This is a genomic window from Bacillus sp. WP8, from assembly GCF_000800825.1.
GTDB classification, from domain to species: domain Bacteria; phylum Bacillota; class Bacilli; order Bacillales; family Bacillaceae; genus Bacillus; species Bacillus safensis.
The window spans coordinates 3,093,892-3,107,411 of the sequence record NZ_CP010075.1 but is presented as its reverse complement, the minus strand read 5'-3'; the positions used below and the strand labels follow the sequence as shown (position 1 = coordinate 3,107,411).

Below are 13,520 nucleotides of genomic sequence, written 5' to 3'. Positions count from 1 at the left end.
CAGGATAAAATACTGTTTTGGGTTCATCATTGAAAGTGATAAAATAGAGCTGTATTTCTGAATCGCCTGTGATAAAAGGAGGAAGAAGCGTGCCGAAAGTTCGTACGAAGGACATAATGGAACAATTTCATCTTGAACTGGTAAGTGGGGAAGAAGGGATTAATCGTCCCATTACAATCAGTGATCTTTCCAGACCAGGTATTGAAATGGCTGGTTATTTTACATATTACCCAAAAGAAAGAGTTCAACTTTTAGGGAAAACAGAGCTTTCTTTTTTTGAACAGCTCCCAGAACGCGAACGAAAGCAGAGAATGATGTCTCTTTGTACAGATATTACCCCTGCCATTATTTTGTCTCGAGATCGTGATGTGCCGAAGGAATTAATCGAAGCATCAAATGAAAATGGCGTGCCCGTTTTACGATCTAGCCTAAAAACGACAAGACTTTCAAGTCGATTGACCAACTTTTTAGAAAGTAAGCTGGCACCAACGACTGCCATTCATGGTGTGCTCGTCGATGTATATGGTGTAGGTGTATTATTAATTGGGAAAAGCGGAGTAGGAAAAAGTGAAACAGCCTTAGAATTAGTGAAGAGGGGACATCGCCTCGTTGCAGACGATTGCGTGGAAATCCGTCAAGAGGATCAGGATACGTTAGTCGGAAGTGCACCAGAGCTGATTGAACATCTTTTAGAAATCCGCGGGTTAGGCATTATTAATGTGATGACCTTATTTGGAGCAGGCGCTGTCAGAAGTTATAAGAGAATTACGATTGTGATGAATCTAGAGCTTTGGGAACAAGGCAAACAGTATGATCGTTTAGGACTTGAAGAAGAGAAAATGAGAATTATTGATACAGATGTGCCGAAGCTGACGATCCCTGTGCGGCCAGGTCGAAACTTAGCGGTTATCATTGAAGTGGCTGCGATGAACTTCAGGCTGAAACGTATGGGGCATAATGCAGCAGAACAATTTACAAGTAAGCTTGCCGATGTCATTGAAGACAATGGCCAAGATGAATAGGAGTTGACTATATGAACGAAGCAATTCAGCCAATTGATCCGATTGCTTTTCAGCTCGGACCTATTTCGGTTCATTGGTATGGTGTGATTATTGGGGTCGGAGCCTTGCTTGGACTCTGGCTCGCACTGAGAGAATGTGAAAAAAGAGGAATCAATAAAGATCTGTTTATTGACTTAATCTTATTTGCCATTCCAATCGCGATTATTTGTGCCCGAATTTATTATGTATCCTTCGAATGGGATTACTATCAGCAGCATCCAAACGAAATCATTAAAATCTGGAATGGTGGAATTGCGATTCACGGCGGGCTGATTGGTGCTGTGCTGACAGCCATCGTTTTTACAAAAGTGAGAAAGGTATCGTTTTGGAAAATAGCTGATGTCGCAGCACCAAGTATTTTACTAGGGCAGGCAATTGGGCGCTGGGGGAACTTTATTAACCAAGAAGCGCATGGTGAGGCGGTTTCAAGAGCCTTTTTAGAAAATCTGCATCTGCCTGAGTTTATCATTAATCAAATGTATATTGATGGTACCTATTATCACCCGACGTTCTTATACGAATCATTATGGAATCTTGCCGGTGTTGTCATATTGATTTTATTACGGAGAACTTCGCTGCGCAGAGGCGAAATTTTCTTGTCTTATTTAATTTGGTATTCAATCGGCCGTTTCTTCATTGAAGGGATGAGAACAGACAGCTTAATGCTGACGGAACATCTTCGAATCGCACAGATGATTTCGATTGCGATATTCGCAGTGGCTGTTCTACTGATTTTCTTTAGAAGAATGAAAGGATACGCATCAATTCCGTATAAAGAGAACAATTCATCGAATTAAGCAGGGGGGATGAGAAGAGATGAGAGAGACATGGAAAAACGGCTTGAAAGCAGGGCTATCGACAACTTGGACTCTTGGCAAAGTTATCTTTCCAGTAACTATTCTCGTCAGTATCTTGCAGCATACGCCTGTCATGGATTGGATCATCCGATTCATTCAGCCATTTATGGGGCTGTTTGGTCTTTCGGGGGAAGCAGCGATTCCGCTTGTATTAGGAAACATGCTGAATTTGTATGCGGGAATTGCAGCCATTTTGACATTAGAGCTTCCTGTGAAGGAAGTGTTTATTTTGGCAGTGATGCTGTCCTTTTGCCATAACCTGATCATCGAATCGACAGTGGCGGCAAAGGTTGGACTGAGAGTATCTGTGATTTTGCTGGTTAGAATCAGTCTTGCTGTTATTTCTGCTATTGTCATTCATCTCGTTTGGCAGGGAGGCGAGGAGCCGGCGCAATATGGACTTTTGAGTGCAGCTCAGGCGGCTGATGTGCCTTCCAGCTGGTACATGATCGTTCTTCTTGCTATACAAAAAGCAGTACTCGGTGTGCTGCAGCTTGCCTGTATCGTTATCCCGCTCATGATCATCATTCAATTCATGAGAGATTTAGGCTGGCTTCATACACTGTCTAAGTGGCTGTCACCTTTTACTAGAATGCTTGGGATGAAAGAAAATACGTCTATGACAATGGTGGCTGGATTAACGATTGGTCTGGCGTATGGAGCCGGCGTGATGATGAAGGCAGTGGAAGAGGACGGTGTGAGTAAAAAGGACTTAACCCTTGCTTTTATTTTCCTCGTTGCCTGCCATGCGGTGGTCGAAGATACGCTGGTTTTTATTCCACTTGGTATTCCAGTATGGCCGCTTCTTGTGATCCGCCTGATTTCTGCAATTTTATTGACAGCTGCCATTAGCTATATTTGGCGGAAGCGGGAACATGCAGCTGTTAGAAAGGAAGCCATATGAACGAATCGACGATCAACACAGTGCTATTTGATTTAGATGGCACATTAATCAATACAAATGAATTAATTATTGCTTCATTTCAGCATACGCTGGATCATTATTACCCTGGTCAGTATAGCCGTGAGGATATTCTTCATTTCATTGGTCCGTCCTTGTTTGATACATTCTCTGCGATGGATCCTGAGTTGACGGATGACATGATTCAGATGTACCGCACGTTTAATCATGAGCAGCATGATCTGCTTGTGACTGAATATGAGACCGTTTTAGACACATTGAAAGTCCTGCAGGATCGAGGATTTAAGCTCGGTATTGTCACAACGAAGATACGGGATACGGTTTTAATGGGATTGAAGCTGACCGGTTTAGAGCCGTTCTTTGAGGTCATTGTGACGCTCGATGATGTACAAAATGAGAAGCCGCATCCGGAGCCTGTTCAGCTGGCATTATCAAAGCTTGGCAGTGATCCGCATGAAGCGGTGATGGTCGGTGATAATTATCATGACATTTTGTCTGGTCAAGCGGCAGGGACAAAAACGGCAGGTGTGGCTTGGTCTATTAAAGGAGAAGAGGCCCTTTTAAAGCATCGCCCTGACTTCATGCTGAAGAAAATGAGTGATCTCCTGGCGATTGTTGGAGCTGATTAAGTTGAGAAAAACAGATCGATATCCTGTAAAAGGGGTCAATTCACTGCGGCAAGTCTATCGGACAGTTCCCTTTTTCAAAGTGGTGAAAAATTTCATTTTTATTCAAATGGCAAGGTACACGCCGTTTATGGGAATGAAAAATTGGATATACCGAACTTTTCTTCGTATGAAGGTCGGCGAGGATACGGCGTTTGCCTTAATGGTGATGGTTGATCTGATGTTTCCTGAGAAAATCACCGTCGGTCGAAATAGTGTAATCGGTTATAACACGACCATCTTATCCCATGAGTATTTGATTAAAGAATACAGACTTGGGGAAGTCTATATTGGTGATGAAGTCTTAATTGGAGCTAATTCCACTATTTTACCTGGTGTGACCATTGGGGATGGAGCAATCGTATCGGCTGGCACACTTGTTCATAAGGATGTGCCAGCAGGCTCATTTGTTGGAGGAAATCCAATGCGTATGATTTATACGAAGGAAGAGATGGAAGCACGTCAATCTAAGTCTGCTGAGTAGCTCGGCAGACTTTTTTGTTGACAATGTGACATGGTGTAACTATAATGATTACAACAGAGGTGAGAAAACATGAAAATCAGCAGCAGATTTACTGTCGCTGTCCATATTCTGGCCTTGCTATCACTTGAAAAAGGATCTTTACAGACATCGGAGGATATCGCAGGAAGTGTGAATACAAACCCAGTGGTCATCCGCCGCATTATGAGTAAATTAAAAAAAGCAGGCCTAATCTCAACGAGTCTTGGCAAAGGTGGTTCTCAGCTGAACCGCAGTGAAGACGACATCACACTGCTCGATGTGTATAAAGCGGTTGAAGTCGTAGATGAGGGAGAATTGTTTCAAATTCATGAAAGCCCAAATCCTGACTGTCCGATCGGTGCAAATATTCAAGCGGTGCTTGAATTAATTTTATGCCGCGCTCAAAGTGCGATGGAGCAAGTACTTGCTGAGATCAAATTAAGTGAACTAACGCATGTGCTAATCAAAAAAATTGGATGATCTATTCAATTTTTTTTGCCTCTGTTGTAACCGAATTAGTTACACCTTTATTTATCATCATAAAACCATATTGCAGGAGGAGTTAACATGAAAATTGGAATTATTGGCGCAACAGGTAAAGCAGGACAAGAAATTGTGAAAGAGGCTCAATCAAGAGGACATGAAGTAACGGCAATCGTCCGCGATGCACAAAAAGTAACAGATTCATCACTAGCTGTTCTTGAGAAGGATGTGTTTCACTTGCAAGCAGATGACGTCAAAGGCTTTGATGTGATTGTAAATGCATTTGGCGCACCTGCTGGACAGGAGCATCTTCACGTAGAAGCTGGGAAAAAGCTGATTGATATTTTAAAAGAAGCACCTGAGACTCGTTTGATCGTTGTGGGCGGAGCAGGAAGTCTATTTGTAGATGAGGAGAAAACAACAAGACTAGTGGACACACCAGAGTTTCCAAAAGAATTTGTTGCTACGGCTTCACAGCAAGGAGAAAACCTAAAAGATCTTCAACAGTCAGAAGGATTAAAATGGACATTCCTCAGCCCAGCTGCATTCTTTAATCCAGCTGGCAAACGTACAGGTTCTTACGTGAAAGGGAAAGACCATCTGATTGTCAATTCTAAAGGTGACAGCTATGTGAGCTATGCAGACTACGCCATTGCGCTGGTTGATGAAGTGGAGCAGGCAGCCCATGTTGGAGAACGTTTTACCGTCGTATCTGAAGCTGAATAAGCAGTTTCATGGCTGCTTAAAAATGATAATGGGGAGTCTAACGTATGAATGAGCAAGAATTGTCTTTCATCTATGTATGGGATGCGTATTGTGGCTGGTGTTATGGATTTTCAAACAGTATTCGCACTTTGCATGAAAATCATCCGGAGATATCACTCACACTTGTGTCGGGCGGTTTATTTGTAGGGGAAAGAAGTCTTCCAATAAAGGATTATCCACACATTCCAGAAGCAAATCAGCGTATTAGTCAGCTGACTGGTGTCGAGTTTGGTGAACGTTATCAGGAGCTGTTAGCAAACGGAACGTTTCTTTTAGACTCTGAGGCTGCGGCCATTGGTTTTTCTGCATTAAGATCCATCGCACCTGAGCGCGCATTGTACTTGGCTTCATCAATGCAAAAGGCTTTTTATCAAGACGGAAAAAGCCTGAGTGATGAAGAAACATATCGGGAGATCGCTTTGGCGCATCAACTTGATCCTGACGCAGTCATTGAACGCATGAAAACAAAAGAAGCGATCAATGATGCGTATGCCGACTTTGCGAAGGTTCATCAACTTCATGTGAATGGCTATCCTACACTTTTATTAAAAAGAGGGGATGAATACTTCAGCCTGGGTGGAGGTGCGATGACAGCTGAAAAGCTTGAAGACCGCCTGAAGGAATTACTAGAAAATGAAGAATTAAAAACAACCTCTACGTGAATAGAGGTTGTTTTTTTACGCTTTAATGATAATCGCCTGACTGCCCATCTGTTCCCAAGAATCTTCAAATTGATCACGGTCGACTTTTTGATTCTTTTCTCCATATGGATTATTCAAGTAGACATGCTCCTTGTCATAGCCTGTGATGACCACGCTATGCACATCAAAGCTTACATTTATTTTGCCATTTGGGGTATTCCAAGTTTCGATGTTATTTGTTTTGTCAAAGGTGGATGTCGTAATCACCCAGACAGGATAGCCCTTTTCAAGTGATTGATAGATGGCCTTTTTAACAGGCTTTCCGGTTAAGTCGACAACTTGATCGCCCGCGTATTTTTTCGCAAGCTGATAGATAGGTTCATGGTAAACACCAAGACCCGGTCCATTCTCCATATCGCCTACAAACCCATCATGAGGGTCTCCTTTCAAGCCATTTTCATAATTGAGAGGAACACGTTTGATTTCATTTGCCAATGCGTTTTTCGTTACTTGCTCATAGCCGCTGTAATGAAGCAGCATCGCTAAGCTCGTGACTTCGCATCCGTTATAAAGCCTTGGCGCATCCATTTGATTGTAGAGAATGACGTCCATGGCTTTTTTGCTTCCTTTTAATGAATGATGTGGGGTTTCTGCTTTTTTCGTTGAACGAGTTTCTTCAGCCGCAAGTGCCGTATCGTTTTCTTTTTCTTTTGCTGCTTCTTGCGGAGAAGCTGTTTTCTTGACTTGGTCGATTTGTGAAACGTATATAAAACCAAAATAAACAAGACATGCGCACAACAAAGTTAAGATTAGTGTCTGGATGAACTTCACTGTAATCTCCTGTGTTATTCAATATTTTTAAGTATTATAGCACGTTCTTTCACTGAACATACAGAAAAGGCACAGGTGTCACTTGAATGTAATAATTCCCGAACATGTTGATGAAAATAGAGAGAAATAAAAATGATTGATTTAATCGCTTTATTCTGTTAGCATATTATCATATTAGCGAACTAAAGGATTCGGAATTTTTCGTTTTAATGTGTTGGAGGTGCGGAAGAAACATGTTTATGTTTGAGAAACCATATGGGATGCGGGATTCATTACCTGGATTGTATGAGACGAAGAAAAAAGTGAGACATTCTTTAACAGAGGTCATGACTGGTTGGGGTTTCCGTTTGATGGAGACACCAACGCTTGAATTTTACGATACAGTCGGTGTTCAATCGGCGATTACTGATACACAGCTTTTTAAGCTTCTTGATCAAAACGGGCAAACCCTTGTACTGAGACCTGATATGACAGGTCCGATTGCAAGAGTGGCGGCTTCCAAGCTTCATGAACAGGCGTATCCGCTTCGTGTTGGGTATGCAGCCAATGTGTTTCGTGCTCAGGAAAGAGAAGGCGGAAGGCCGTCAGAGTTTGAGCAGGTCGGAATTGAATTGATTGGTGATGGTTCGATTAGTGCAGATGCTGAAGTCATCGCGCTTGCCGTATTTGCCTTAAAAAATGCCGGGCTAAGGTCCTTCAAAATCGCGATCGGGCATGTCGCTTTAGCAGAAACGTTATTTGTCGATGTACTCGGAAATACAGAGCGTGCAAACGTCCTTCGCCGCTTCTTATATGAAAAAAATTATGTAGGATACCGTCAGCATGTGAAACAATTACCGCTTTCCTCCATCGATAAAACGAGGCTGTTACAGCTTTTAGAGTTAAGAGGCGGCCAAGAGGTCATAGAACGGGCAGAGGAAATCGTCGTTTCACAAGAAGGAAAAGAGGTGCTTGCACAGTTAAAGTCGCTATGGGAGACACTTGAAGATTACGGCTGTACAGAATATATCCGTTTAGATTTAAGCATGGTGAGTCATATGAGCTATTATACGGGTATTTTGTTTGAAGTATTTGCAGATCATGTTGGATCTGTCATCGGAAGCGGCGGTAGATATGATCAATTGCTTGCTCATTTTGATGCACCCGCGCCAGCTACAGGGTTCGGACTTCGACTAGACCGTCTTCTTGAAGCGCTCGATGCAAAAGAAATCATTGAGCCGCAAGAGGCTGTGATTTTTAGTAAAGAACAAAGACTTGAAGCTTTTGCTTTTGCAGAAAAGGAGCGGTCAAAAGGGAAAAAGATCGTCCTGCAAGACTTAGCGGGGATTGAAAATATTGACGCGATGACCAAGGCATTTGAACAGGTGACTTATTTTATCGGCGCTAGAAAGGAAGAGCGAAATGAGTAAAGTGTTGACGATGGCGATGCCAAAGGGCCGGATATTTGAAGAAGCAGCCGGGCTGTTAAGACAGGCGGGGTACCAGCTGCCAGAGGAATTCGAGGATTCAAGAAAATTAATCATAGATGTACCAGAAGAAAACCTCCGCTTTATTTTAGCCAAGCCAATGGATGTGACCACCTACGTAGAGCACGGTGTGGCGGATGTTGGCATTGCAGGGAAGGACGTCATGCTTGAAGAAGCTCGTGATGTGTACGAAGTGCTCGATTTAAACATCAGTAAATGCCATTTAGCTGTTGCTGGATTGCCGGGAGCGAGCTGGGGTGGTGTCGCACCGCGTGTGGCGACAAAGTACCCAAATGTCGCATCTTCCTATTTTAGAGAGCAAGGGGAGCAGGTGGAGATCATTAAGCTGAATGGTTCCATTGAATTAGCACCGCTCATTGGGCTTGCCGATCGCATTGTAGACATTGTCTCTACAGGTCAAACATTAAAAGAAAATGGACTTGTGGAAACGGAGCATATTTGTGATATCACGTCACGCTTTATTGTTAATCCTGTGAGCTATAGGATGAAGGATACGGTGATTGATGAAATGGCGCAGCGTCTTGCAAGAATCATTGAAGGAGAAGGGGAGGAATCATCATGAACATCACCTGCATACAAGAAGGTGAGACAGATACTCTCTCACTCAAACGGTCTTTAGATACAGGAACAGAAGAACAGCGTCAGGCTGTTCAGCGCATTATACAAGAAGTAAGAACAAATGGTGATGAAGCTGTACGGTCTTTTACAAAGCAATTTGACGGGGTATTGATTGAAGATCCACTTGTCACAGAAGATGAAATGGCAAAAGCCTGGGACCGCTTGGACAAAGAGATGGTTCAAATTATTCAAACGGCTATCAAGCATATTCGCACATACCACGAGCGCCAGCTGACGTCCTCTTGGTTTTATCACCAAAAGGACGGCTCAATGCTTGGACAAAAGGTAACACCGCTTGATGCAGTAGGTGTGTATGTTCCCGGCGGAACAGCTGCCTATCCATCATCTGTATTAATGAATGTGATTCCTGCGCTAGTTGCTGGCGTTGAACGAATCGTTCTTGTGACACCCCCTGGTAAAGATGGCCGTCTCTCTGACGCTGTACTGGCTGCGGCGAAGGAGCTTGGTATTTCTGAAATGTATAAAATGGGCGGAGCACAGGCTGTTTCGGCACTTGCCTATGGAACGGACAGCATCAAGCCTGTTGATAAAATCACAGGTCCAGGCAACATTTATGTCGCGCTGGCAAAGCGGGAAGTATTTGGTCAGGTAGACATTGATATGATCGCAGGTCCAAGTGAAATTGCAGTTCTAGCAGACGAAACAGCAGTCGCGCATGAGGTAGCGGCGGATTTACTTTCGCAGGCAGAGCATGATGCGCTGGCATCTAGTATTTTGGTGACACCGTCTAAGACACTTGCTGAAAGCGTGCAGGCTGAAGTCAGAAAGCAGCTCGATACTTTGCCGAGAAAATCAATCGCAGCACAATCGATACAAGATCATGGCCGTATTTACGTGACAGAATCAATCGACCGTGCAGTAGACGTAATCAATCAATTAGCGCCAGAGCACTTAGAGGTGCTGACAGCATATCCAGAATCACTTCTTGGTCAAATCAAGCATGCTGGGGCGATTTTCTTAGGACGCTATAGTCCAGAGCCGGTGGGCGATTATTTTGCAGGGCCGAATCATGTGCTGCCAACAAACGGAACAGCTCGATTCTCCAGCCCTCTTGGTGTGACTGATTTTCAAAAGAAAACGAGCATTATTTCATATAGTCAAGAGGCCTTTGAAACACACAGGGAAAGCATTGCCGCTTTTGCCAGATTAGAAGGGCTTGAAGCACATGCAAGGTCGATTGAAGCGAGAAAGCGGGAGGAATCTTAATGAGACAGGCGGAAACATCGAGAAAAACAAATGAAACGAATATTTCATTAGCGCTAGAAATTGATGGAGAAGGAAAAGCGGATATTCAAACAGATGTCCCTTTTATGACGCACATGCTTGATTTATTTACGAAGCATGGACACTTTAATTTGACCGTCGATGCGAAAGGGGATACGGATGTTGATGATCACCACACAACAGAAGATATCGGCATTGTACTTGGGCAAATGTTTAAGGAAGCGTTAGGCGATAAAAAGGGAATTAAGCGATATGGATCAAGCTTTGTTCCGATGGATGAAACACTTGCCCAGGTCGTGGTCGACTTAAGCAATCGGCCTCATTTGGAAATGAGAGCGGCCTTTCCGAGTCAAAAGGTTGGTACCTTTGATACAGAACTAGTGCATGAGTTTCTGTGGAAATTTGCACTTGAAGCCCGGATCAATCTTCATGTGATTGTTCACTACGGAACCAATACACATCATATAATTGAAGCCATTTTTAAAGCGATGGCACGTGCCTTAGATGAAGCAACAACCATTGATCCACGAGTGAAAGGGATACCGTCAACAAAGGGGATGCTCTAATGATCGGAGTCATTGATTACGGAATGGGAAATTTGTTCAGCGTATCAAAAGCACTGGAACGAGCAGGTGCCCGCTATATCGTCTCCGCTGATGTGGAGGAGCTGAAAAAAGCAGATGCTTATATTTTGCCAGGGGTCGGTTCGTTTCGTGATGCAATGCAGCTGTTAAAACAGACAGGACTTGAGGCGTTTATTCACCAAGTTGTGCAGGAAGGAAAGCTGTTATTCGGCATTTGCCTTGGCATGCAGCTATTATTTGAAGAAAGTGAAGAGGCAGGACACACAAAAGGATTAGGGCTGTTAAAAGGGCGTGTCGTTCTTTTAAAGGATCGTGATCAGGACGGTCAAAGGCTGAAGGTACCTCATATGGGGTGGAATGAGCTCACATTTCATCAGCCCTCCCCATTGTTTGACGGTGTACCAGAAGGATTTGCATACTTTGTTCACTCTTATTATGTGAGCGATATGAATCCAGATGAACAATTAGCAAGCGCGGACTATGGTGTTCAAGTACCAGCTGTTGTTGGCAAGGGAAATGTGTTTGGTGCACAGTTTCACCCTGAAAAAAGCAGTACAACGGGAATGGCGCTGCTCAAACAATTTATTCAATTAGCAAACGAACAGAGGGTGAGCAAATGAGTGAGTTTACATTATATCCAGCGATTGATATGAGAAATGGCAAATGTGTACGTCTTGTGCAAGGAGATTATGATCAAGAAACCATTTATGGAGATTCACCGCTCGACATGGCCGCGCAATTTGTAAAAGAAGGAGCAACATGGATTCATCTTGTCGATCTAGATGGTGCAAAAGCAGGGAAACGTGTCAATCATGAGCATGTGCTGGCGATTGCTTCCTCCTTAGATGTGAAGGTGCAAATCGGCGGCGGTATTCGGACAGAGGAAGACGTTGCCTTCTATTTAAAGAGCGGCGTAGATAGAGTGATTCTCGGCAGCTCAGCTGTATCTAACCCAGCCTTTGTGAAAAAAATGCTGGCGCAATATGGAGAGAAAATAGCGATTGGGATTGATGCGCGAAATGGCTTTGTATCGACTGAAGGGTGGCTTGAAACGTCTAAAGTGAAGGCAGAGGAACTCGGCAGGGAATTGGCAAAGGAAGGCGCAGAGGTCTTTATTTTTACTGATATTCAAATGGATGGCATGCTGTCTGGTCCAAATGTGGAAAGCACAGTTCGCTTAGCAGAAGCAACCGGCAAACAAGTGATTGCTTCAGGTGGTGTCAGCGCAGTAGCTGATCTTCAAAAGCTGTCAGCGCAAAAACAGTCTGGTGTGTCTGGTGCAATCGTTGGAAAAGCACTTTACACAAAGCAGTTTACTTTAGCAGAAGCATTTGAAGGGCTTGACCGCATATGATGACAAAACGAATCATCCCATGTCTTGATGTGAAGGAAGGGCGTGTTGTCAAAGGGGTGCAATTCCTAGGCTTAAAGGATGCTGGTGATCCGGTCGAATTGGCGCAGATCTATGATGAGGAAGGGGCGGATGAACTCGTCTTTCTTGATATTTCTGCTTCTCATGAAGGCCGGAAAACGATGGTGGATGTGGTCAAACAAGTCGCGTCCACTCTTGCCATACCATTTACGGTGGGAGGCGGGATTAACCATCTTGATGACATGAAGCGTATATTACGAGCGGGTGCAGACAAAGTATCTGTCAACACAGCAGCTGTGTTAAGGCCGGAACTGATTTCAGAAGGTGCTGACTTTTTTGGCTCCCAGTGTATCGTTGTCGCAATTGATGCAAAGTACGATGAAGAGAAAAAAGCATATATGGTCTATACACACGGAGGACGCCGTCAAACAGATTTAGAGGTTAGCGACTGGGCGAAGGAAGCTGTGCAGAGAGGTGCAGGAGAGATTTTGCTGACAAGTATGGATGCCGATGGTGAAAAGACAGGCTTTGATCATCGATTGACAAAGCTTGTATCAGAAGCAGTTACTGTGCCAGTTATCGCTTCTGGCGGCGCTGGCAATGCCCAGCATATGCTGGAGGCATTTACAAAAGGAGAAGCTGATGCAGCATTAGCAGCCTCCATTTTCCATTATAAAGAAACCTCCATTCACGAGGTGAAGACATATTTGAGAGAACACGGGGTGAAGGTCAGATGAAACAGGCAAATGAATTAACTTTTAATGAAGCAGGCCTGATTCCTGCGATTGTACAGGATGCTCAAAGTAAGGAAGTATTGACGCTGGCATATATGAATCAAGAATCCTATGAAAAAACGCTGGAGACCGGTGAAACATGGTTTTATAGCCGGTCAAGAAACGAGCTTTGGCACAAAGGCGCCACCTCTGGACATACACAGAAAGTGACTTCTATTCGATATGACTGTGACAAGGACGCTCTGCTTGTCCTTGTCGCGCCAAGCGGTCCAGCCTGCCATACTGGCAGCTATAGCTGTTTTTCGGAAGAAGGCGTGAAGCGCCAAAGCGAAGAGCAGGATCGTTTTGCGATTTTAAATGAACTTGAACAGGTCATTGCAAAGCGACAGGCGGAAATGCCAGAAGGTGCTTATACAACCTATCTATTTGAAAAAGGGATCGATAAAATCCTGAAAAAGGTAGGGGAAGAAGCGTCCGAGGTGATCATTGCAGCGAAAAATCGGGATCAAGAAGAATTGAAATGGGAAACTGCTGACCTTCTCTATCATCTTCTTGTATTATTACGCGAACAGCAATTGCCGCTTGATGATGTATTAAAGGTATTAAAAAAGCGTCATCAAGGTGAATGAAAAGCCGGGGATATCCCTGGTTTTTTCATTTTAAATGAAAAACAAATCCTTCCTTTCCTTTTGTTCTATGTGACGACTAGGGAAGTATGTTATACTACACACGGTACACTGTTCGAAATGGAGG

The 13,520-nt window shown here is 43.8% G+C and carries 17 protein-coding genes; 16 read left to right on the top strand and 1 reads right to left on the bottom strand.

The genetic code is table 11. The features are described from left to right. Window positions 1-89: 89 nt before the first annotated feature. The 8 genes from hprK to QR42_RS15755 all read left to right on the top strand — a co-directional run bounded on the left by hprK (window position 90) and on the right by QR42_RS15755 (window position 5,917). Window positions 90-1,022 (top strand): HPr(Ser) kinase/phosphatase, encoded by a 933-nt coding sequence (gene hprK / locus QR42_RS15790; protein ID WP_024423572.1) that lies wholly within the window; start codon window positions 90-92, stop codon window positions 1,020-1,022. Between the two features lie 11 nt (window positions 1,023-1,033). Further along, a complete protein-coding gene (lgt, locus tag QR42_RS15785) occupies window positions 1,034-1,858 on the top strand; it encodes a prolipoprotein diacylglyceryl transferase (RefSeq protein ID WP_039181691.1) in 825 nt (274 codons plus the stop codon). A gap of 19 nt (window positions 1,859-1,877) precedes the next feature. Next, window positions 1,878-2,822, top strand: a complete 945-nt coding sequence (locus tag QR42_RS15780; protein ID WP_039181688.1) for a nucleoside recognition domain-containing protein — start codon at window positions 1,878-1,880, stop codon at window positions 2,820-2,822. After that, a complete protein-coding gene (gene ppaX, locus QR42_RS15775; RefSeq protein WP_039181686.1) occupies window positions 2,819-3,469 on the top strand; it encodes a pyrophosphatase PpaX in 651 nt (216 codons plus the stop codon). Before QR42_RS15780 ends, ppaX begins: the two co-directional genes overlap by 4 nt. 1 nt (window position 3,470) lies before the next feature. Then, window positions 3,471-3,989, top strand: coding sequence for an acyltransferase (locus QR42_RS15770; protein ID WP_039181684.1), 519 nt, complete (start codon window positions 3,471-3,473; stop codon window positions 3,987-3,989). A 69-nt stretch (window positions 3,990-4,058) separates the two neighbouring features. Next, window positions 4,059-4,487 (top strand): Rrf2 family transcriptional regulator, encoded by a 429-nt coding sequence (locus QR42_RS15765; RefSeq protein ID WP_024423567.1) that lies wholly within the window; start codon window positions 4,059-4,061, stop codon window positions 4,485-4,487. An 87-nt stretch (window positions 4,488-4,574) separates the two neighbouring features. Further along, window positions 4,575-5,216 carry an NAD(P)-dependent oxidoreductase gene (locus QR42_RS15760; protein WP_039181680.1) on the top strand — a complete coding sequence of 214 codons (642 nt, stop codon included), beginning with the start codon at window positions 4,575-4,577 and terminating at the stop codon, window positions 5,214-5,216. A gap of 44 nt (window positions 5,217-5,260) precedes the next feature. Then, window positions 5,261-5,917, top strand: a complete 657-nt coding sequence (locus tag QR42_RS15755) for a DsbA family protein (RefSeq protein WP_039181677.1) — start codon at window positions 5,261-5,263, stop codon at window positions 5,915-5,917. Between the two features lie 15 nt (window positions 5,918-5,932). On the opposite strand, the gene QR42_RS15750 is transcribed toward QR42_RS15755, so the two are convergent. Continuing rightward, a complete protein-coding gene (locus QR42_RS15750) occupies window positions 5,933-6,727 on the bottom strand; it encodes a C39 family peptidase (RefSeq protein ID WP_039181674.1) in 795 nt (264 codons plus the stop codon). Between the two features lie 233 nt (window positions 6,728-6,960). On the opposite strand from QR42_RS15750, the gene QR42_RS15745 reads away from it, so the two are divergent. From QR42_RS15745 to hisIE, 8 genes are read left to right on the top strand one after another with little or no spacing between them, the layout of a single operon-like run. Next, entirely contained in the window at window positions 6,961-8,136 is a 1,176-nt protein-coding gene (locus tag QR42_RS15745) for an ATP phosphoribosyltransferase regulatory subunit (RefSeq protein ID WP_039181671.1), read from the top strand. After that, on the top strand, window positions 8,129-8,776 hold the full coding sequence (gene hisG, locus QR42_RS15740) for an ATP phosphoribosyltransferase (RefSeq protein WP_039181668.1): 648 nt from the start codon (window positions 8,129-8,131) through the stop codon (window positions 8,774-8,776). Before QR42_RS15745 ends, hisG begins: the two co-directional genes overlap by 8 nt. Continuing rightward, window positions 8,773-10,059, top strand: a complete 1,287-nt coding sequence (gene hisD, locus QR42_RS15735) for a histidinol dehydrogenase (protein WP_039181665.1) — start codon at window positions 8,773-8,775, stop codon at window positions 10,057-10,059. Before hisG ends, hisD begins: the two co-directional genes overlap by 4 nt. Further along, the gene (gene hisB / locus QR42_RS15730; RefSeq protein WP_034281037.1) at window positions 10,059-10,643 is read left to right on the top strand and encodes an imidazoleglycerol-phosphate dehydratase HisB; all 585 of its coding nucleotides are present in this window, start codon (window positions 10,059-10,061) and stop codon (window positions 10,641-10,643) included. Before hisD ends, hisB begins: the two co-directional genes overlap by 1 nt. After that, window positions 10,643-11,281, top strand: coding sequence for an imidazole glycerol phosphate synthase subunit HisH (hisH, locus tag QR42_RS15725; RefSeq protein WP_039181662.1), 639 nt, complete (start codon window positions 10,643-10,645; stop codon window positions 11,279-11,281). Before hisB ends, hisH begins: the two co-directional genes overlap by 1 nt. Then, window positions 11,278-12,015 carry a 1-(5-phosphoribosyl)-5-[(5-phosphoribosylamino)methylideneamino]imidazole-4-carboxamide isomerase gene (gene hisA, locus QR42_RS15720; RefSeq protein ID WP_039181659.1) on the top strand — a complete coding sequence of 246 codons (738 nt, stop codon included), beginning with the start codon at window positions 11,278-11,280 and terminating at the stop codon, window positions 12,013-12,015. Before hisH ends, hisA begins: the two co-directional genes overlap by 4 nt. Then, window positions 12,012-12,770: an imidazole glycerol phosphate synthase subunit HisF gene (gene hisF, locus QR42_RS15715; RefSeq protein ID WP_039181656.1), complete on the top strand. Its 759-nt coding sequence runs from the start codon at window positions 12,012-12,014 to the stop codon at window positions 12,768-12,770. The genes hisA and hisF overlap by 4 nt, the downstream gene beginning before the upstream one ends. Next, complete coding sequence (hisIE, locus tag QR42_RS15710; protein ID WP_039181653.1) at window positions 12,767-13,396, top strand: bifunctional phosphoribosyl-AMP cyclohydrolase/phosphoribosyl-ATP diphosphatase HisIE; 630 nt, start codon at window positions 12,767-12,769, stop codon at window positions 13,394-13,396. Before hisF ends, hisIE begins: the two co-directional genes overlap by 4 nt. The last annotated feature ends 124 nt before the right edge of the window (window positions 13,397-13,520 follow it).

Coding starts and splice junctions, on each gene's coding strand:
- lgt (WP_039181691.1), top strand. CDS start 1,034: ATGAACGAAGCAATTCAGCCAATTGATCCGATTGCTTTTCAGCTCGGA.
- QR42_RS15780 (WP_039181688.1), top strand. CDS start 1,878: ATGAGAGAGACATGGAAAAACGGCTTGAAAGCAGGGCTATCGACAACT.
- ppaX (WP_039181686.1), top strand. CDS start 2,819: ATGAACGAATCGACGATCAACACAGTGCTATTTGATTTAGATGGCACA.
- QR42_RS15765 (WP_024423567.1), top strand. CDS start 4,059: ATGAAAATCAGCAGCAGATTTACTGTCGCTGTCCATATTCTGGCCTTG.
- QR42_RS15760 (WP_039181680.1), top strand. CDS start 4,575: ATGAAAATTGGAATTATTGGCGCAACAGGTAAAGCAGGACAAGAAATT.
- QR42_RS15755 (WP_039181677.1), top strand. CDS start 5,261: ATGAATGAGCAAGAATTGTCTTTCATCTATGTATGGGATGCGTATTGT.
- QR42_RS15745 (WP_039181671.1), top strand. CDS start 6,961: ATGTTTATGTTTGAGAAACCATATGGGATGCGGGATTCATTACCTGGA.
- hisG (WP_039181668.1), top strand. CDS start 8,129: ATGAGTAAAGTGTTGACGATGGCGATGCCAAAGGGCCGGATATTTGAA.
- hisD (WP_039181665.1), top strand. CDS start 8,773: ATGAACATCACCTGCATACAAGAAGGTGAGACAGATACTCTCTCACTC.
- hisB (WP_034281037.1), top strand. CDS start 10,059: ATGAGACAGGCGGAAACATCGAGAAAAACAAATGAAACGAATATTTCA.
- hisH (WP_039181662.1), top strand. CDS start 10,643: ATGATCGGAGTCATTGATTACGGAATGGGAAATTTGTTCAGCGTATCA.
- hisA (WP_039181659.1), top strand. CDS start 11,278: ATGAGTGAGTTTACATTATATCCAGCGATTGATATGAGAAATGGCAAA.
- hisF (WP_039181656.1), top strand. CDS start 12,012: ATGATGACAAAACGAATCATCCCATGTCTTGATGTGAAGGAAGGGCGT.
- hisIE (WP_039181653.1), top strand. CDS start 12,767: ATGAAACAGGCAAATGAATTAACTTTTAATGAAGCAGGCCTGATTCCT.